Genomic DNA, 19,272 nt, shown 5'->3' with positions numbered 1-19,272 from the left:
ACGTACTGTCAATAAACTTTGAGCTGCAATCATCCTACACAAATGACGGTCGCAGACTAACGGAGGACAAGTGAGCAAGTATTTAAAATTTTATGGCATAAATCAAACATGGCAGTGGCTAAGGCAGACTTTTAGACATAAGTTATTTTTCCGCTTATCTGCAATAGTGCTGGCGACTGTTTTCTTAAGTTTAGGTGTGCATTCTATTGCGGCTCAACCAGTAGCCAATACACCAAGCCCCAAAGTCATTTTAATTTCTCTCGATGGTGCCACACCCGATTTTGTCGAGCAGTACTTAAGAGACGGTGTATTAAATCGCCGCCAAGGATTGGGATTACTCAGAAGACAAGGTGTTTATGCGGAAAGAAATATTACTTGTAGTGCCTCTTTAACTGCGGCTTGTCACGTAGCTATTGGTACAGGTTCCACTGCTGCCCGCAATGATATTAATACTAATACATTCCACTTAGTTGCCAGTCCCTTTACCTCTAACATTAGTGGTTTTGGCGCACCAATTGGCGGTTATTCCACAATCGGCCCTAGCGCCAGTGTACAACCAACGGCGGAACCGATTTGGGTCGGGCTTCAGCGCAATGGTAAACAAGTAGTCGCGGCTACCTTTCCCGGTGCAGATGGAGTTGATGTGCGCGTTCCTGGTTTGACTAATAGCCCAATTATTCAACCAGCCAGCACCAGAACTGTATCTTACACCGTTCCCTTTGGGGCGTTTGCGGGGGTAGGTGCGAGGGGTTTTAGTTTAACTACTGCTAACTTTAGTTCTGCGGCTAGTTTGATAGTGACACAATTGAATAACGCAGGCAGAATTTCTTACAGCCCAATTTTACAAGCAAGTTTAAATGATCAGTTTACTGTTGGTGGTGTCAACTATGATATTCAAGTTGCAGCACTAGATACAACAGACGATCGCCGCACCAATTATGACACATTAGTATTTTTTGATGCTCAACTTGGTATTCCCACAGGGACTTTTAGTTTACCTGCAACTGGCCCGGCTTATGTGCAGGCGAGCGATCGCAAATCTAGTTTATTTTATTTAGAAGGCAGTTCTAATCAAGCAGGTACAGCGTTTTACGTCAGCAATCTTGCACCCGATTTAAGTACTGTTCGCATTGCACGTTATTCTGCGAATGCAATTCCTCGCAATCCCGCCGTACAAACTACTGTCGATGATGTTCTTAGTAACGTTGGTTTTTGGTCTCCCCAAGCTGATTTCCGTATTCCAGAACGCCTCAGCCCAGGATTTACCACTTTCCCCGACAGCGAATTAGAAGATATTTACGAAGACCAAGTACAACTGTTTGTAGATTATCAAACTCGACTCGCATTGAGAGCCATTAACCAAAATCCCAATGCAGATTTAGTCATGGTTTATATTGAACAACCAGATGGCTCAGAACACCAGTTTTTATTAACTGATTCCCGTCAACCTAGTGATCCGACCAATCCATTATCCATTGGCGCTAGACAAGATAAAGCCAAAGTAGCGCGATATAGAACTTATGTACAAGCCGGTTATCAAGCTGCTGATAATGCCGTTCAGCGCATCATCGACGCAGTAGGGACAAATCGCCAAGGTACACCCAACAGTAACATTTTAGTTGTTTCCGATCACGGCTTTGCCCCCTTTCACACAGCAGTTAACTTAAATAATTACCTAAGAAATCGCGGCTTTGATTTAACTAAAGTCCGCGCCGTCACATCAGGGCCAGCCGCCAACATTTATATTAATCTCCAAGGACGTGAACCTAATGGTGTTGTCAGTCGTGCAGAATATATTACCCTACAACAGCAACTCATCACAGCATTGCGAGAATTGCTCGATACCAATCCTAATTACGTCCGGGGAAGACAACAAGCAGTCTTTGACTTAATTTACCCCCGCCCATTACCCAGCGATGTCAACGATCCAAAATTTGGCTTGGGTACAAGCGAATTTGTCGGTCAAGATACTGGTGATGTGTTTGCAATTATGCGATCGGGATACAACTTTGATGGTACACAAAGCCCCATCATCACCCGTTTAGGAGACAATGATAACTCTGTATTTTCTGTACCAAATTTCTACGGCGCGCATGGTTATGATCCCACAATTCCCAGTCTCAGCGCCATCTTTTATGCTGCTGGCCCTGACATTCAGCGCCGTGGTAACATTGGCAGGATTCGCAATATTGATATTGCCCCAACCATCAACAGTTTACTAAACGTTCCCTCTGCTCCCACAGTTCAAGGACGAGCTTTAAATATTCAAGGAAGAGGTGATAGGTAACAGGTTATCAAAAAGTTTGTCGGGTGGAGCGATCGCTTTACCCAACAAATAACATTTTAGTTGCAATCAAGTAGCTAAAAAAACTTTTCCTTTTTTATATTCCAATACGGTTCACTTAAAAGAATAGTAGGTTGGGTATAGCGATAGCGTAACCCAACAAAGTCTTGATAATGTTGGGTTCCGTTCCTCCACCCAACCTACACCAGTCTAAATTGTTGCTTTAACTAAACTGTATTGCCTTATACTTCTACTATATACACAGATTTAGTTAGTAATCTCTTCTTTCTCTTTGCGCCCTTTGCGCTCTTTGCGGTTCGTTCAAAAAATTGACTTGAACCAATAGATTGCTTTATATTCTGTTCACTCAAAGACTATCATGATTAATTAATGAGTGTAACCCAGTGCATTAACAATGTGAAACGACACATTAACAACGTGACTTGGTACATTCACAATGCAAGGCAACACATTAACAATGTGACTTGGTACATTCACAATGTGAGGCGACGCATTCACAACGTGAGGCAACATCATAACATTGTTGATTAAACATTTACTTAGTGTTGCAGCACTGGTTTTAGAAGCTGGCGGAACAGAACAAGAGGCGATCGCAGCTTTACTACATGATAGTATTGAAGACCAAGGTGGAAAATCCACCCGTGAAGAAATCCGCCAGCGTTTCGGTGAGAAAGTTGTTGCTATAGTCGATGGTTGCACTGAATCTGACACATACCCCAAACCACCTTACCAAAGAACTTGTTCAACAAACCCGATTTAAGCATCTAGTAAACGACTGCTCTTGTTAACAGGTGTTTGCGGTTCTGTAAATGCTTCTCGGCCTGTAATTAATCTAGAGCGACGATTTCGAGTGATATAGTTCCAAGCCCACTGGAATACTACGAGTAATTTAGTGTCAAACTCAATTAAGAAATAGATGTGAATTATGAGCCAAAATACCCAAGCTGGGAAACCTGTAAGTTGAAGGAAACCTAAATCGACAACAGCTAAATTCTGCCCAATCATTGCCAAACTACCAACATCGTTGTAATGGAATTGTGGCAAAGTCGAACCTCTCCAGCGTCGTCTAATCAGTTTAGCTACATATTCTCCTTGTTGTTTGGCGACTGGTGCAACACCAGGTAAGGGTTTGCCATCTTGATGGGAAAAGTTAGCTAAATCTCCAATCACGAAAATGTTTTTGTAATCTCTAACAGTCAAGTCTGGTTCTACAACTACACGTCCAGCATGATCAAGTTCTACATCTGTACGTTCTGCTAAAATTTTCCCCATTGTCGAACCTTTCACACCTGCTGCCCATAAGATAGTTTTGGAGTGAATGGAACTAACTTCACCGTTTTGCTTGAAAGTAACAATGTCATTTTCAATGTCGGTGACTCTGGTTTTAGTGTTAATCACCACACCTAACTTTCTCAAAGATGCGGTTGCTTCTTCTGACAAATCTGGTGAAATGTGTGGCAGAATGCGATCGCCACCTTGCAATAGTAAAATTTTGGTTTCGGATGTATCGATACTGCGGAAGTCTTCTTTGAGAGTTTTGTATGCCAACTCCGCGATCGCACCCGCTAATTCTACACCTGTAGGGCCACCACCCACAATCACAAAAGTCAACCAAGCACTACGCTTTTCAGGATCAGTTTCTTTTTCGGCTGCTTCAAATGCACCAAATATCCGGCGGCGCATTTCGATAGCATCTTCCACAGTTTTTAAGCCAGGAGCCAAGTCTTTCCAGTGTTCTTTACCAAAATAAGAATGATTTGCACCCGTCGCCACAATTAAAGTGTCATAGGGTATTACCTGATTACCCATCATCACTTTTTGAGCTTTTGGGTCAATATCACTGACTTCTCCTAACAATACCTGAGTATTCTTACTTTTGCTGAATACAGCTCGTAATGGTGAGGAAATATCACCAGGTGATAGCGTACCTGTAGCAACTTGATATAACAGTGGCTGAAATAAATGGAAGTTCCGTTTATCAATGAGAGTAACGTTTACATTTGCGTTAGCCAGATATTTTGCTGTATATAATCCCCCAAAGCCACCACCTACAATTACTACCTGATGTTTGGTATTCTTCTCACCTGTGACAACCATAATAATATTTCCTTGTGTTAAGAGCGTTGTAACTTTTCTTAACAAAGATGTAACAGCAATATAATTAGGTTGCCGCTTATTTAGCACTATTTAAAAAATCAGAAAAGTAGTTAAAACTACAGCAGAATTTAGAAGTCAGGATTCAGAAGTCAGAATGAGAATTGCCAAGGCGCTAACCTTGGCTTTTTCAGGTTAATTATTTTTATATCTCTTGTAGCTTGGACATCTTAGACATCTTGTCCAAGCTAATATCGCACATGGTATTACTTATCTTCCAGTAGTTGGTTAACTTGTTGTCCGCGACGACCTGTTTTAATTTCATAGCGGCGGGTTAAGTTGTCTTGGTAGTTGATATCTCTAGCCGCAGCAGCATCCACAAAAGCATCGCAATTTTTACCTTGAACTACAGTTGCAGAACTACTGCTATTTTCTTCGGTGCGGTTGGTGCGACTATCACGAGATTCACTATTATTTTGACTACCTTGACTAGCACCACTACCGCTAACTCCAATTCCAAAAATACTGACACCACCGCCACCACCATCATTATGACTACGAGAAGAACTGGAACGAGTGCTAGTAGAATTTGCTAAAGCAATTTTGCTGGAACTAGTGCGGGTGTTGTTACCCAAGCCAACATCACTACACAAAGCGCGGGGGTCATTGGCAAGAGTGTTGTGGTCAACCCAAGATTGATGGTCGCCCAAGCCTTGAATTTCACTATTACCTACTGGGTTGCTGGGTGTGCTGGGTGTAGATTTATTCACATTTACATTACCAACAGCCCCAGGAACCACATTAGCGGGGCGGAATATTCCAGATGGTCTAACATCAAAGGGGCCAGCAAAAGCGGGGAATGTAGTGGTCAAAAGTGCAGTAGCGGTCAACAAAGAACTGGTGAGATGGCGGAATTTCATAATCTGGTCTCCTAATGTTTTAGTGTTTGTTTCTGGGGTTTAACCCCTTCACTAACTCAATAGGTTGACCTAGATTTTTTTATGCAGCCTCTCGGCAAATTTTTGAAAAATTCCTACCATCCACGATCATTAACAACGTCCCGAACGCGGTAACATAAACTAATTAATGTCTCAGTTTGTATATATTAGTTACAAAAACATTGGTTATTTACTGCTTTTGGGATTAATAGAGCAATCAACCTTGTTGCTTCTACTGAATTATGCAGTATCCTTTGGAACTTACATTTAAATTTTGGGCATTAGCACCGCAAATCTCTATTGTTAACGCTCAGGGTAATTTAGTTTTCTACGTTAAACAGAAACTTTTTAAGCTCAAAGAAGCTATAACAATTTTTGCTGATGCTGAACAAACTAACCCTCAATACTACATCAAAGCCGATCGCGTTATTGATTTTTCGGCTCGTTATGAATTTAGCGACACTAACGGTACAAATATCGGCGCTGTCAAACGTCGCGGTTTAAAATCTATTTGGCGGGCGCGATATGACATTTTTGATGGCGAAAATACTTATTTAACTATCCAAGAAAAAAATCCTTGGGTGAAGGTTGCAGATGCTTTATTTGCAGAAATTCCCGTTTTGGGTATGTTTACGGGTTTCGTGTTCAACCCTGTCTATTTGGTGAGTCGGGCGGATGGTACGGTGGTGATGCGGTTGGAAAAAATTCCGACTTTCTTATCGCGGGAATTTATTATTAAAGCTGTTGATCAAATTAGCGATCGCGAAGAACAACAGATTTTATTAAGTTTAATTATGATGCTGCTATTAGAAAAAAATCGTGGCTAAATTTCTCCAAGCAAAATATTTTATAGGACAATACAGTTCAGTTAAGGCAACAACTTAGACTGGTGTAGGTTGGGTGGAGGAACGTAACCCAACATTCACGCATACTTTGTTGGGTTACGCTATCGCTACACCCAACCTACTATTCTCTTAATTGAACTAATTTCTCCAGGCAAAATAAAAATTTTATTTTGCCTGACTTTACTGCTAATAATTAGCCAATTAATTTTTGCCAAGTATTTGGCCCAACAATTCCATCAGCAGTTAAACCATTTTGCTGCTGATATTTCTTAATTGCTGCTTCTGTTTGTGGCCCATAAATCCCATCAGTTTCCACACCGACGCGGTATTGTAAGTATCTCACAACCGTTCCACCAGCATGGTTTGGGCGGATGATACGTTTAGCCAAAATCAAATTAATTGCATTCCATGTAGATGTGTTAGCTACACCAGATGAGGCTATACCAACAATTTTTTGAAAATTTTCTACAGCAGAACTCGTGATTTCGCCCAACATATTATCTTCTACTAAGGGCTTACCATTTTTATCAGTAATTTTTAACCGATTTAAAGCTTTTTGTAATCTGAGGGTTGTTGTATCAACATTCTGTTCTTCATCTGGTACAGGCGGAACTGGAGTAGTTGGTACTTGACCTGTTAAACCTTTAACAATAGCGTTAGCCATTGTTTCTGAGTTAAACAAATTAATATCTTTTTGCGAATCAATAAAGCAACATTCAATAAGAATCGCTGGCATATTTGTATTGCGGATAACAAATAAGTGAGAACCACTTTTAACACCGCGATTAAAAAAGCCTAGTTTGATAATTTCATCTAAGACAGATTTCGCTATTCTTCTACTGGTATCACTACCTCCAAAGACTTCTGTACCGTTGGCCTTACCGTTAAAGGCATTAAAATGTATCGATACAAAAAGTTCAACTCGATTAGCATTAGCTTTATTTACTCTTTGTGAAAGTGAATCTTTCACCGAAGATGTCGGGCGGTCTGGCCTACAGGGTATGACTTCATGACCCAATGCTTTGAGTTTTGCTATAACTTTATTGCCTACTTCTAGTGTTAAGTTATCTTCTACTTTGATGCCTCTAGCACCTGTATCTGGTGGAGAGTTATGTCCGATATCGATTCCAAATTTCATGCGCTGTTCCTTGTTTTTATTTGATACTAATTTAAGGCTTGAAAGCTTAAAAATCTGCTTGCAAGCAATCTATGATTTCCCTAAATATACTATTTATAATAAAATTCTACTTATGCCATTTTTATTTTAACAAACACTAATTGTTATTTACTTTATTTATTAACATAAACGGAATTATAATAATTTGTTTATTTTTTAACCAGAAAAAAATACCCCCTCCATTTTATGTCAATAATATAGTGGAATCAGGCTCATTCATTTGATTTGAGAACTGCTAGAACTTTACCTCCGCATCTGGTTGCAGCAAAACAAGTTAAGAATAGCATGTGAGCTAGACTGCTTTTTCAGATATTTAAGTTCACTTTATAACTCAAATCATGAGGGCTATCTTAGCTTATGCCACATGAACGGCAAAAATTAGCAAATTTTGTGCTGATGAAGGTGCGATCGCCGCTAAAATGCCTATTAACAGTTGTTGTGCTAACGCTTATTGGAGACATGGCTTACAACATCTCAACCGATGAGAGTGGATTTTCCAGAAATTGCACCAGATGAAATATTTTGTCCTGATATTCCTACTTATACTCTCCAATTTCTACATCTTTCCCGCTTATGCTTCTGTATGCCGTAATTACAATGGTCATCAGATTTGCATTCTCAGTATTAACCGCAGCGCCAAAAATTATTGGGAATATCGGGTAGTTCTTAGCGTAGATGGTGAAAAAACACCCCTTGAAGTGTACAACTGCCGTCAAAAAGTCAAAATTCAGTCAGATGGGACTTTTGTACCATTGGAAAATCAAGACCCTGGCCAGTTCATCTGTAACTTTTTCAAAAAACCCTGACTTTTATCAAAGTTATTTTCTCTGGGTGGCAAACACACAACCAATGATAAACACAGTAAACGCCACATAACTCAAGACAGTTACCCATTCTTCCCAACTACCCAATGTATCGTTCATCCGTTTTCACAACCAGACTCTCCTTTTAAATCCTAAAGGCTGGGGTTGTCAGTTGTGTATGAGTATTGTCCAAAATAGTTAGACAAATTCCCAAAAAATTTTTCCTCTGTTTCCGGAATTCATCTTCGTGTAGTGGTATTACCTATCAGTACAGCGATTTATACAGAAACTCTATATGTAAATTTGGGCAATATAGCCCCACTGCCTTTCTCAAAAGCCCAGCCATTATGGCTGGGCTTTTGAGTGTATGAGGCTGGATGTAGAGTGTATGTTCAAATCTTGCACTCAGCAATTAATGACAGAAGACCCTTACTGGAGCTTTTTTTGACTTTCCAAGCATCCTCTTATGGCGATGTGTAATAATTTGTAGCGATCGCCCCCAGTTTGTAACGCAATTAACTTTTTATGCTATCTGTTAAATATGCTTCTATTTGCATATCGAAATATTTTAATTTTTATATAAAAAAATTAATTTTTGCAAATGATATTCATTAATTTTGACTCAGACAATAACTGCAAAACCCAACAATATCATACTTTTCAGTGCGATTTAATTTCATTAAACTGATAAAACTTAAGAAAATATGAATTACATTTTTCCCTAAAAAAAAATGATATGTTGTATACAGAATTGAATTTCGCACGTATCTGGAGTAGTACCAACAAATCTACTCCAGTTTTTCCCCCTAAATCCTTTAGCCGTCGCGGTTTTGATCAGGATTGAGGGGATGCTTGAGTACAACTTTTTGTATCTCGAAATTAGCAGCAAATCGCTCCAAAGCTTTGCTAAGATTGGGTTATAGCTGAGTACAAAGAAATCCTAAACCCCACTCTAAAAATACAAGAACCCTGACCTAAAAATACTAGAACCTCTACCCAAAAATAAAATTTATAAACTTTTTTATAGCTGTCTATTTAGGTTTGCAGATTTGAGTACAAACCTAATAAATCCAATAAATTCTATCCAAAAATAACCACCAGCCCTGCTCAAAAACGGCTGCTATAAATCATATATCGCCAATCACCAATGACTCGAAACAAAACAACGAGCCAAAAGTGAGTGGAGGGATGAGATAGCACCATGCCTCGGTGAATCGAAGTCGCGGCTTTCCACACCAACTCTACCCACAACCTCAAAGTTGACACACACCAGCCGAAACACAAGGATTCATAGCCTGCCATCATCAGCGAAGTTGCCCACCAAGTGGCTTTGCTACAACCAAAGGATGCACTCCTGCGGGCAGTGTGATGGCCGTGACTTCCATTCTACTAGGGCAAATAACATAGCAACGGCATCTCCCACAGTGGCAGCTTAGTCCACCGACATTTGCGAAATTCAATGACACCACAGGTTACAGACTCCTCCGTTACTGAATCGACACCTATCCAAGCAAAATCTGGTGGTTGCGGATGCGACAGCAAAAGCAGCGCCACCGTGGAAATGGACGAAAAGCTCCAAGAACGTATTGCTAAACATCCCTGCTACAGCGAAGAAGCTCACCACCATTACGCGAGAATGCACGTTGCAGTTGCACCCGCTTGCAACATTCAATGCAACTATTGCAACCGCAAATATGACTGCGCTAACGAAAGTCGTCCTGGTGTAGTGAGCGAGTTACTGACACCAGAAGAAGCAGCACACAAAGCGTTGGTTATCGCTGGCAAGATTCCTCAAATGACAGTTTTGGGAATTGCTGGTCCTGGCGACCCCCTAGCCAACCCAGACAAAACATTCCGCACCTTTGAGTTGATTGCAGACAAAGCACCAGACATTAAGCTTTGCTTATCAACTAACGGTTTGATGCTAACTGAATACATCGATCGCATTAAACAACTAAATATAGATCACGTTACTATCACCCTAAATACCATCGACCCGGAAATCGGAGCGCAGATTTACTCATGGGTTCACTATAAGCGCAAGCGTTACAGAGGCATTGAAGGAGCCAGAATTCTGCTCGAAAAGCAGTTAGAAGGCTTACAAGCTCTGAGAGAAGCCGACATTCTGTGCAAAGTCAACTCCGTGATGATTCCCGGAATTAATGACCAACACTTAGTGGAAGTCAACAAAGCAATTCGTGAGCGTGGTGCATTCTTGCACAACATTATGCCTTTGATTTCTGCACCAGAACACGGTACACACTTCGGTTTAGTAGGTCAACGCGGCCCTTCACAAAAAGAACTCAAATCAGTTCAAGACCAGTGTGCTGGCAACATGAAAATGATGCGCCACTGCCGTCAATGTCGTGCAGATGCCATTGGTTTGTTGGGTGAAGACCGCAGCCAAGAATTTACTAAAGAGAATTTCTTGGAAATGGCTCCAGAGTACGACTTCAGTAAGCGTCAAGAAGTTCACGAAGGTATTGAGAAATTTAGAGAAGAAATCAAAGCAGCCAAAGAAAAAGCAAAAGCAGGCAAGCAGCAAAGTGCTAACAATCCGAAAATCTTAGTTGCAGTCGCAACCAAAGGTGGCGGATTAGTTAACCAACACTTCGGACACGTCAAAGAATTCCAAGTTTACGAAGTCGATGGCAACGAAGTTCGTTTCGTTAGTCACCGCAAGATTGATCAATATTGTCAAGGTGGATACGGTGAAGCTGCCACCGCAGAGAATATTATGAAGACAATTGCAGATTGTAAAGCAGTGTTGGTTTCTAAGATTGGCAACTGTCCTAAAGAAAAATTGCACGAAGCTGGCATACAGACCGTTGAAGCTTACGACGTAATCGAGAAGGTTGCTTTAGAGTTTTACGAACAGTACGTCAAAGAATTAGGGAACAAGAAGTAAAAAGTAAAAAGTAAAAAGGTAAAAGACTATATTTATTTTGCCTTTTACCTTTTGCCTTTTGCCTTTACCTTTCAACTTCACACTTCACACTCCCCTCATTCGCAAGGAGAATAATCATGGCTTATAAGATTACCAGCCAATGTATTTCCTGCAATCTCTGTGAGTCTGTATGTCCTACCGGAGCAATTAAAGTAGAAGGCTCACGCCACTGGATTGACTCTGAACTCTGCACAGACTGTGTTGGCACTATTCACACAGTACCTCAATGCAAAGCTGGTTGCCCAACCTGTGATGGTTGCGTTAAAGAAACAAACGATTATTGGGAAAGCTGGTTTGCTAAATATAACCGTGTCGTCGGGAAGTTAACAAAAAAACAAGATTATTGGGAACGTTGGTTTGACTGTTATTCTCAGAAGTTCTCAGAACAAATTCAAAAGCATCAGGGTGAAATACTAGGGGTATAAATAATGAGCGTCATTTATCTAGATAATAATGCGACTACTAAGGTAGACCCACAGGTTTTAGAGGCAATGATGCCTTATTTAACCGAATATTACGCCAACCCCTCAAGTATGCACACTTTTGGCGGGCAACTGGCTAAAGCAGTGAGAACAGCCAGAGAACAACTAGCCGCCCTCTTAGGTGCAGATGAATCAGAAATTGTTTTTACCAGTTGTGGAACCGAGGGAGATAACGCAGCTATTCGCGCCGCTTTGTTAGCCCAGCCAGAAAAACGCCACATCATCACTACCCAAGTAGAACACCCGGCGGTGCTGAATGTCTGCAAACAATTAGAAACCCAAGGTTATAGCGTTACTTATCTTTCGGTGAATAGTCAGGGGCAGTTGGATCTAGATGAACTAGAAGCCTCACTGACAGGGAATACCGCCTTGGTCAGCATCATGTATGCTAACAACGAAACAGGTACGATTTTCCCGATTGAGCAGATTGGATTACGTGTCAAAGAACACGGCGCACTGTTCCACGTCGATGCAGTGCAAGCAGTGGGTAAGATTCCCCTGAACATGAAGACCAGCACCATAGATATGTTAACTATGTCTGGTCATAAGATTCACGCACCCAAAGGTATTGGCGCGTTGTATGTGCGCCGGGGCGTGAGATTCCGTCCCCTGTTGATTGGTGGACACCAAGAACGAGGTCGCCGCGCGGGTACAGAGAATGTTCCAGGTATCGTTGGTTTAGGGAAAGCAGCCGAGTTGGAATTGCTGCATTTAGAAGAAGCAACTGCGAGAGAAAGAAAGTTGCGCGATCGCTTGGAACAAACTCTCCTCGCTAAAATCCCTGATTGTGAAGTTAACGGCGATACCAAAAATAGATTGCCCAACACCACCAACATCGGTTTTAAATATATCGAAGGTGAAGCAATCCTACTTTTGTTAAATAAACACAATATCTGTGCCTCATCTGGTTCCGCTTGCACCTCTGGTTCACTCGAACCATCCCACGTTCTGCGGGCAATGGGTTTACCATACACGACCTTACATGGTTCCATTCGCTTCAGTCTTTGTCGCTACACCACCGACGCTGAAATCGATCGCGTCATTGAAGTTATGCCCGAAATTGTAGAACGTCTCCGCGCTCTGTCGCCATTCAAAAACGACGACGCAGGTTGGTTGCAATCTCAAGAACAAACACTGGCACATCGGTAAGTAAATAGGGAGTAGGGAGTTGGGAATAGGGAGTAGGGTTAAAAATTCACCACTCCCCACTCACTACTCACCACTCCCCTCCTCAACTCAGCACTCAGCACTCAGCACTTAAAATATGTGGGACTACACAGATAAAGTATTAGAACTGTTTTACGATCCCAAGAATCAGGGAGTCATTGAAGAAACGGGTGAACCTGGAGTTAAGGTTGCAACGGGAGAAGTAGGAAGTATTGCCTGCGGTGATGCTTTAAGACTCCACCTGAAAGTAGAAGTAGAATCTGATAAGATTCTGGATGCACGTTTTCAAACCTTTGGCTGTACCAGTGCGATCGCTTCTTCGAGTGCATTGACCGAAATGGTTAAGGGTTTGACTTTAGATGAAGCCTTGAAGGTATCTAATAAAGATATTGCCAATTACCTCGGCGGCTTACCCGAAGCCAAAATGCACTGCTCAGTTATGGGTCAAGAAGCCCTAGAAGCTGCAATCTATAACTATCGTGGCATTCCTCTGGCTGCCCATGACGACGATGACGAAGGCGTGTTAATTTGCTCCTGCTTTGGTATCACTGATACAAAAATTCGCCGCGTAGTGAAAGAAAATCACCTTACGACTGCGGAGCAGGTAACAAATTATGTCAAAGCTGGTGGCGGATGCGGTTCCTGTTTAACAAAAATTGATGATATTATTAAAGATGTAGAGCAGGAAGTCGCCACAGCCAGTAAAAACAGCATTAACGGCATAAAAGCTCCAGAAATTCTTAATTCCGGTCAAATAGCCACAGCCACAAGACCACTAACAAACGTTCAAAAGATTGCCTTAATTCAAAAAGTTCTCGACGAAGAAGTAAGACCCGTCCTGATTGCAGACGGTGGAGATGTAGAACTGTACGACATCGAAGGAAACACCGTTAAAGTCATTCTCAAAGGTGCTTGTGATTCTTGTCCCAGCAGCACCGCCACCTTAAAGATAGCGATTGAGTCCAGACTGCGCGATCGCATCAGCAAAGACATTGTAGTAGAAGCAGTCTAAATCAATAGTCATTTGTCATTAGTCATTGGTCATTAGGGAAATACAAATGACGAATAACAAAGGACAAATGACAACCAAAAGAACTTTCACAACTTCATAACCAACTAAATGTACATTATGCCAATGCGATTTTCGGTAGAGCGATCGCCACCGGCGGCGTTCTACAACCACTCACAGCCATAGCTCAACAGGCGTGAGATTCTCAAACAAAAACAAAGACCCACTAACCAACCAATTGTAGGAAAAGAGAACCATGACTGACGAAAGAATCAGACAGATAGCTTTCTATGGTAAAGGCGGTATCGGTAAATCTACCACCTCCCAAAACACCCTGGCAGCTATGGCAGAAATGGGTCAACGCATCATGATCGTAGGATGCGACCCTAAAGCAGACTCCACCCGTTTGATGCTCCACGCCAAAGCTCAAACCACCGTATTACACTTGGCTGCTGAACGCGGTGCAGTAGAAGACCTCGAACTCGAAGAAGTAATGCTCACCGGTTTCCGTGGTGTTCGTTGCGTAGAATCTGGTGGTCCAGAACCAGGTGTAGGTTGCGCTGGTCGTGGTATCATCACCGCCATCAACTTCCTAGAAGAAAACGGCGCTTACCAAGACCTAGACTTCGTATCCTACGACGTATTAGGTGACGTTGTATGCGGTGGTTTCGCTATGCCTATCCGTGAAGGTAAAGCACAAGAAATCTACATCGTTACCTCTGGTGAAATGATGGCGATGTACGCTGCAAACAACATCGCTCGTGGTATTTTGAAATACGCTCACTCCGGTGGTGTACGCTTAGGTGGTTTGATTTGTAACAGCCGTAAAGTTGACCGTGAAGCTGAACTGATCGAAAACTTGGCTGAACGTTTGAACACCCAAATGATTCACTTCGTACCTCGTGACAACATCGTTCAACACGCTGAATTGCGTCGTATGACCGTTAACGAGTACGCACCAGACAGCATTCAAGGTAACGAATACCGTGCATTAGCTAAGAAAATCATCAACAACGACAAGCTCACCATTCCTACACCAATCGAGATGGATGAACTAGAAGCACTGTTGATCGAATACGGTATTCTCGATGACGATTCTAAGCACGCAGAAATCATTGGTAAGCCCGCAGAAGCTACCAAATAGATAATTTCCAGGAGACCAGGAAAGTATGAAGTATGAAGTGTGAAGTATGAAAATTCCCTTCATTCAGCTTTAGCCTTCAGCCTTCATTCTTCTCCTCTCCCTTTTTTCCCTCCATTTCCCCATCTTTAACTGTTACCGAGGCAGACTATGACACCTCCAGAAAACAAGAATCTTGTAGATGAAAATAAGGAACTAATTAAAGAAGTTCTGCAAGCTTATCCCGAAAAAGCTCGCAAAAAACGCGAAAAACACCTCAACGTCCACGAAGAAAGCAAATCTGATTGCGGCGTTAAGTCTAACATCAAATCTATTCCTGGTGTAATGACCGCCCGTGGTTGTGCTTACGCAGGTTCTAAAGGTGTGGTTTGGGGACCTATCAAGGACATGATCCACATCAGCCACGGCCCCGTAGGATGCGGTTACTGGTCTTGGTCTGGTCGTCGTAACTACTACGTAGGTGTAACAGGTATCAACTCTTTCGGTACCATGCACTTCACCTCCGACTTCCAAGAACGCGACATCGTATTTGGTGGTGACAAAAAACTAACCAAAATTATCGAAGAGCTAGAAGTTCTCTTCCCCTTGAACCGTGGTATCTCCATTCAATCTGAATGTCCCATCGGTCTAATCGGGGATGACATCGAAGCTGTAGCTAAAAAAGCTTCTAAGCAAATTGGTAAGCCAGTTGTACCCCTACGTTGCGAAGGTTTCCGTGGTGTATCTCAGTCTTTAGGCCACCACATCGCTAACGACGCTATCCGTGACTGGATTTTCCCTGAATTTGACAAGGCTAAGAAAAACAATACTCTCGACTTCGAGCCAAGCCCCTACGACGTAGCATTAATCGGTGACTACAACATCGGTGGTGATGCTTGGGCAAGCCGGATGTTATTAGAAGAAATGGGCTTGCGTGTTGTAGCTCAGTGGTCTGGTGACGGTACACTCAACGAATTGATTCAAGGCCCTGCTGCTAAATTAGTTCTCATCCACTGCTACCGTTCTATGAACTACATCTGCCGTAGTTTGGAAGAACAATACGGTATGCCTTGGATGGAATTTAACTTCTTCGGCCCCACCAAGATTGCTGCATCTTTACGCGAAATTGCAGCTAAATTTGACTCCAAGATTCAAGAAAACGCTGAGAAAGTCATCGCTAAGTACACACCAGTGATGAATTCGGTACTTGAAAAGTATCGTCCTCGCTTGGAAGGTAACACCGTAATGTTGTACGTAGGTGGTCTACGTCCTCGCCACGTTGTTCCCGCTTTTGAAGATTTGGGTATCAAAGTTGTCGGTACAGGCTACGAATTCGCTCACAACGACGACTACAAACGTACCACCCACTATATCGATAACGCCACCATCATTTACGATGACGTTACCGCTTACGAATTCGAGGAATTCGTTAAAGCTAAGAAGCCTGATTTAATCGCTTCCGGTATTAAAGAGAAGTACGCCTTCCAAAAGATGGGTCTTCCCTTCCGTCAAATGCACTCTTGGGATTACTCCGGCCCTTATCACGGTTATGACGGATTTGCTATCTTCGCTCGTGATATGGATTTAGCACTCAACAGCCCAACTTGGGGCTTGATTGGCGCTCCTTGGAAGAAAGCTGCTACCAAAGCTAAGGCTGCTGCTTAATTCTCAAGAATAAACGGATAGCCTGGGGTTTGTAGCCCCAGGAACCTAGGGAAGAATGGTGAATGCTGAATGCTGGATGAAGTCTTTTATTCATTATTCATGATTCATCACTCGTGACTCCCAAGGGGAGGCGCGAAGTCCCCAGGCTCTCCCAACACTTCAATTACTACACCAACAAGCAAGCGTAGAGAGACAGACAAATGCCACAGAATCCTGAAAGAATTGTAGACCACGTTGATCTATTCAAACAGCCAGAATACACCGAGCTATTTGAAAACAAGAGAAAGAACTTTGAAGGCGCTCACTCTCCTGAAGAAGTTGAAAGAGTGTCTGAGTGGACAAAATCTTGGGACTACCGGGAAAAGAACTTTGCTCGTGAAGCTTTAACCGTTAACCCTGCTAAAGGTTGTCAACCCGTAGGCGCGATGTTCGCTGCTTTGGGTTTTGAAGGTACTCTTCCCTTCGTTCAAGGTTCTCAAGGTTGTGTAGCATACTTCCGTACACACCTCAGCCGTCACTATAAAGAGCCTTGCTCCGCAGTTTCTTCTTCCATGACAGAAGACGCAGCAGTATTCGGTGGCTTGAACAACATGATTGAAGGTATGCAAGTTTCATACCAACTGTACAAGCCTAAGATGATTGCTGTTTGCACCACCTGTATGGCTGAGGTAATCGGTGATGACTTAGGCGCGTTCATCACCAACTCTAAGCAAGCTGGTTCTATTCCTCAAGATTTCCCAGTACCTTTTGCTCACACTCCTAGCTTCGTAGGTTCCCACATCACTGGTTACGACAACATGATGAAGGGAATTCTGTTGAACCTGACAGAAGGCAAGAAAAAAGCTACCAGCAACGGCAAAATCAACATCATCCCTGGTTTTGATACCTATGTAGGTAACAACCGCGAAGTTAAGCGGATGTTAAATGCAATGGGTGTTGACTACACCATTCTGTCTGACAGCAGCGATTACTTTGATTCACCCAACACTGGTGAATTCGATATGTACCCAGGTGGTACCAAGCTGGAAGATGCTGCTGATTCTATCAACGCTAAGGCAACAGTAGCTCTCCAAGCTTACACCACTCCCAAGACCCGCGAATACATTAAAACCCAGTGGAAGCAAGAAACACAAGTTCTGCGTCCCTTCGGTGTTAAAGGTACTGACGAGTTCTTGACTGCGATCGCTGAATTGACTGGTAAAGCGATTCCTGAAGAGTTGGAAATCGATCGCGGTCGTTTAGTTGATGCTATCACTGACTCCTACGCTTGGATTCATGGTAAGAAGTTCGCTATCTACGGCGATCCTGACTTGATCATCTCCATCACCAGCTTCTTGTTAGAAATGGGTGCAGAGCCTGTACACATCCTCTGCAACAACGGCGACGAAGCTTTCAAGAAAGAAATGGAAGCTATTCTCGCTGCTAGCCCCTTCGGTAAAGAAGCTACCGTTTGGATTCAAAAAGACTTGTGGCACTTACGCTCTTTGTTGTTCACCGAGCCTGTAGACTTCTTCATCGGTAACTCCTACGGTAAGTACCTGTGGCGCGATACCAAGATCCCAATGGTACGTATTGGTTATCCTCTGTTCGATCGCCACCACTTACACCGCTATGCTACCCTCGGCTACCAAGGTGGTCTAAACATCCTCAACTGGGTTGTTAACACTCTGTTGGATGAAATGGATCGCAACACCAACATCACTGGTAAGACCGATATCTCCTTCGACTTGATTCGCTAGAAATAGCTACAAGCTTGTTTGTTAAAAACAGCTAAGTAAGTCAAAAGGTAAAGGGCAAAGGTAAAACACTTACTCTTTTGCCTTTTGACTTTTTACCTTTTACTTTTCAACCTACCTATCTCTTAATTACTTTTCTCTATCATGGACAGCATCAATCACGCTCATTCTCACGTTAATTACCATCCACCTAACTATAAAAAGTCTCCTCTACTTAATCCTCTACGTCGTTTTGTGGACGGAATTCAAGTTAAAAATAATCGCCTCGCTCATGTAATATGCCAGGTAATTCCTTGCTGTTGTCCTTTTGAGCGAAATATTAGTTTATTTGGTCGGAGTTTCCATATTCCACCTTTATGCAAACTTAATCCTCTCTATGATGAGTTTGTTGGTTTGCGTTTTCGGGCTTTGTCTTACCTCGCTGATGAATGTGGTGAGGATGTGACAAGGTATATTTGCTAATTTACTTATTATCTGGAAGTTATAGCAATCCTTGTGAGTTGTGAACGGAGTTTTTTATCTAACCGCAAAGTACACAAAGTACGCAAAGGGAGGAAAGAAAGAGTTTCACAATTAATTTAGGAGTATTGGAGCGACAAGAAGATTTTTTGTTATTGGTAGTCAAGCATACTTTAAAGTTTCTTGTAAAAGTCGATGTTATAGAAATGAATTACTGATGCACATGGGGAATTGTGTGTCGGGTATGGAGAAGATTTTTGCAGGAAGTTTTTGTAACAGTCATCAGTTAACAGTAATCAGTGAATTTATAGGTGATTATTGTTAACTGGTTTTTCTCAAGTAGGATTTAACGAACCACAAAGGACGCAAAGGACACTAAGGAATGAGAGTTTGAGAGAGTTCTTATTTAAGTCCTATCAAGAATTTTTATCGAACCACAGAGGAGCCAGTCGCGTGGTGAGGCAGCGCGGTCTTGGGGGTTTCCCCCATGAGCGACTGCCGAAAGGGTTTCCCGACTTGAGCGAA

At 42.4% G+C, this 19,272-nt stretch carries 17 protein-coding genes and 1 pseudogene; 13 read left to right on the top strand and 5 right to left on the bottom strand.

What is annotated here, in order from left to right; genetic code table 11:
* Window positions 1–70: 70 nt before the first annotated feature.
* Both H6G74_RS12145 and H6G74_RS12140 read left to right on the top strand, forming a co-directional pair.
* Window positions 71–2,287, top strand: coding sequence for an alkaline phosphatase family protein (locus H6G74_RS12145; RefSeq protein WP_190967914.1), 2,217 nt, complete (start codon window positions 71–73; stop codon window positions 2,285–2,287).
* A 544-nt stretch (window positions 2,288–2,831) separates the two neighbouring features.
* Window positions 2,832–3,038: pseudogene (locus tag H6G74_RS12140) on the top strand (HD domain-containing protein); the annotation flags it as partial.
* Window positions 3,039–3,061: 23 nt separating this feature from the next.
* Here the strand turns inward: H6G74_RS12140 and H6G74_RS12135 are convergent.
* On the bottom strand, window positions 3,062–4,402 hold the full coding sequence (locus H6G74_RS12135) for an NAD(P)/FAD-dependent oxidoreductase (RefSeq protein WP_190967913.1): 1,341 nt from the start codon (window positions 4,400–4,402) through the stop codon (window positions 3,062–3,064).
* Window positions 4,403–4,665: 263 nt separating this feature from the next.
* Window positions 4,666–5,319 carry a hypothetical protein gene (locus tag H6G74_RS12130; RefSeq protein WP_190967912.1) on the bottom strand — a complete coding sequence of 218 codons (654 nt, stop codon included), beginning with the start codon at window positions 5,317–5,319 and terminating at the stop codon, window positions 4,666–4,668.
* A 260-nt stretch (window positions 5,320–5,579) separates the two neighbouring features.
* Between H6G74_RS12130 and H6G74_RS12125 the strand changes: the two genes are divergently transcribed.
* Window positions 5,580–6,164, top strand: coding sequence for a hypothetical protein (locus tag H6G74_RS12125; protein WP_190967911.1), 585 nt, complete (start codon window positions 5,580–5,582; stop codon window positions 6,162–6,164).
* A gap of 211 nt (window positions 6,165–6,375) precedes the next feature.
* Here the strand turns inward: H6G74_RS12125 and H6G74_RS12120 are convergent, their stop codons facing one another.
* Window positions 6,376–7,320, bottom strand: a complete 945-nt coding sequence (locus H6G74_RS12120) for an N-acetylmuramoyl-L-alanine amidase (protein ID WP_190967910.1) — start codon at window positions 7,318–7,320, stop codon at window positions 6,376–6,378.
* A 396-nt stretch (window positions 7,321–7,716) separates the two neighbouring features.
* Between H6G74_RS12120 and H6G74_RS12115 the strand changes: the two genes are divergently transcribed.
* Both H6G74_RS12115 and H6G74_RS30935 read left to right on the top strand, forming a co-directional pair.
* On the top strand, window positions 7,717–7,875 hold the full coding sequence (locus tag H6G74_RS12115) for a hypothetical protein (RefSeq protein ID WP_190967909.1): 159 nt from the start codon (window positions 7,717–7,719) through the stop codon (window positions 7,873–7,875).
* On the top strand, window positions 7,872–8,165 hold the full coding sequence (locus tag H6G74_RS30935; protein ID WP_206756986.1) for a hypothetical protein: 294 nt from the start codon (window positions 7,872–7,874) through the stop codon (window positions 8,163–8,165). The genes H6G74_RS12115 and H6G74_RS30935 overlap by 4 nt, the downstream gene beginning before the upstream one ends.
* Window positions 8,166–9,269: 1,104 nt before the next feature.
* On the opposite strand, the gene H6G74_RS30930 is transcribed toward H6G74_RS30935, so the two are convergent.
* Window positions 9,270–9,467, bottom strand: a complete 198-nt coding sequence (locus tag H6G74_RS30930) for a hypothetical protein (RefSeq protein WP_206756985.1) — start codon at window positions 9,465–9,467, stop codon at window positions 9,270–9,272.
* Between the two features lie 154 nt (window positions 9,468–9,621).
* Here H6G74_RS30930 and nifB point away from each other — a divergent pair, with 154 nt between their 5' ends.
* From nifB to nifU, 4 genes are all read left to right on the top strand, one after another.
* Window positions 9,622–11,070, top strand: a complete 1,449-nt coding sequence (gene nifB / locus H6G74_RS12110) for a nitrogenase cofactor biosynthesis protein NifB (RefSeq protein WP_190967908.1) — start codon at window positions 9,622–9,624, stop codon at window positions 11,068–11,070.
* A gap of 116 nt (window positions 11,071–11,186) precedes the next feature.
* Window positions 11,187–11,534 carry a DUF362 domain-containing protein gene (locus H6G74_RS12105; protein WP_190967907.1) on the top strand — a complete coding sequence of 116 codons (348 nt, stop codon included), beginning with the start codon at window positions 11,187–11,189 and terminating at the stop codon, window positions 11,532–11,534.
* Window positions 11,535–11,537: 3 nt separating this feature from the next.
* Window positions 11,538–12,740 carry a cysteine desulfurase NifS gene (nifS, locus tag H6G74_RS12100; protein ID WP_190967906.1) on the top strand — a complete coding sequence of 401 codons (1,203 nt, stop codon included), beginning with the start codon at window positions 11,538–11,540 and terminating at the stop codon, window positions 12,738–12,740.
* Window positions 12,741–12,855: 115 nt separating this feature from the next.
* Entirely contained in the window at window positions 12,856–13,770 is a 915-nt protein-coding gene (nifU, locus tag H6G74_RS12095; protein WP_190967905.1) for a Fe-S cluster assembly protein NifU, read from the top strand.
* Window positions 13,771–13,788: 18 nt separating this feature from the next.
* Here the strand turns inward: nifU and H6G74_RS12090 are convergent, their stop codons facing one another.
* A complete protein-coding gene (locus tag H6G74_RS12090) occupies window positions 13,789–13,941 on the bottom strand; it encodes a hypothetical protein (protein WP_190967904.1) in 153 nt (50 codons plus the stop codon).
* An 82-nt stretch (window positions 13,942–14,023) separates the two neighbouring features.
* On the opposite strand from H6G74_RS12090, the gene nifH reads away from it, so the two are divergent.
* The 4 genes from nifH to H6G74_RS12070 all read left to right on the top strand — a co-directional run bounded on the left by nifH (window position 14,024) and on the right by H6G74_RS12070 (window position 18,750).
* Window positions 14,024–14,911 carry a nitrogenase iron protein gene (nifH, locus tag H6G74_RS12085; protein WP_190589864.1) on the top strand — a complete coding sequence of 296 codons (888 nt, stop codon included), beginning with the start codon at window positions 14,024–14,026 and terminating at the stop codon, window positions 14,909–14,911.
* A gap of 147 nt (window positions 14,912–15,058) precedes the next feature.
* Complete coding sequence (nifD, locus tag H6G74_RS12080) at window positions 15,059–16,552, top strand: nitrogenase molybdenum-iron protein alpha chain (protein ID WP_190967903.1); 1,494 nt, start codon at window positions 15,059–15,061, stop codon at window positions 16,550–16,552.
* 200 nt (window positions 16,553–16,752) lie between these two features.
* Window positions 16,753–18,291 (top strand): nitrogenase molybdenum-iron protein subunit beta, encoded by a 1,539-nt coding sequence (gene nifK / locus H6G74_RS12075; protein ID WP_190967902.1) that lies wholly within the window; start codon window positions 16,753–16,755, stop codon window positions 18,289–18,291.
* A 141-nt stretch (window positions 18,292–18,432) separates the two neighbouring features.
* The gene (locus H6G74_RS12070) at window positions 18,433–18,750 is read left to right on the top strand and encodes a Mo-dependent nitrogenase C-terminal domain-containing protein (protein ID WP_190967901.1); all 318 of its coding nucleotides are present in this window, start codon (window positions 18,433–18,435) and stop codon (window positions 18,748–18,750) included.
* The last annotated feature ends 522 nt before the right edge of the window (window positions 18,751–19,272 follow it).

The organism is Nostoc spongiaeforme FACHB-130 (assembly GCF_014698475.1).
GTDB lineage: Bacteria > Cyanobacteriota > Cyanobacteriia > Cyanobacteriales > Nostocaceae > Nostoc_B > Nostoc_B spongiaeforme.
The sequence above is the reverse complement of the archived record's forward strand: the minus strand, read 5'-3'. Positions and strand labels throughout refer to the sequence as shown.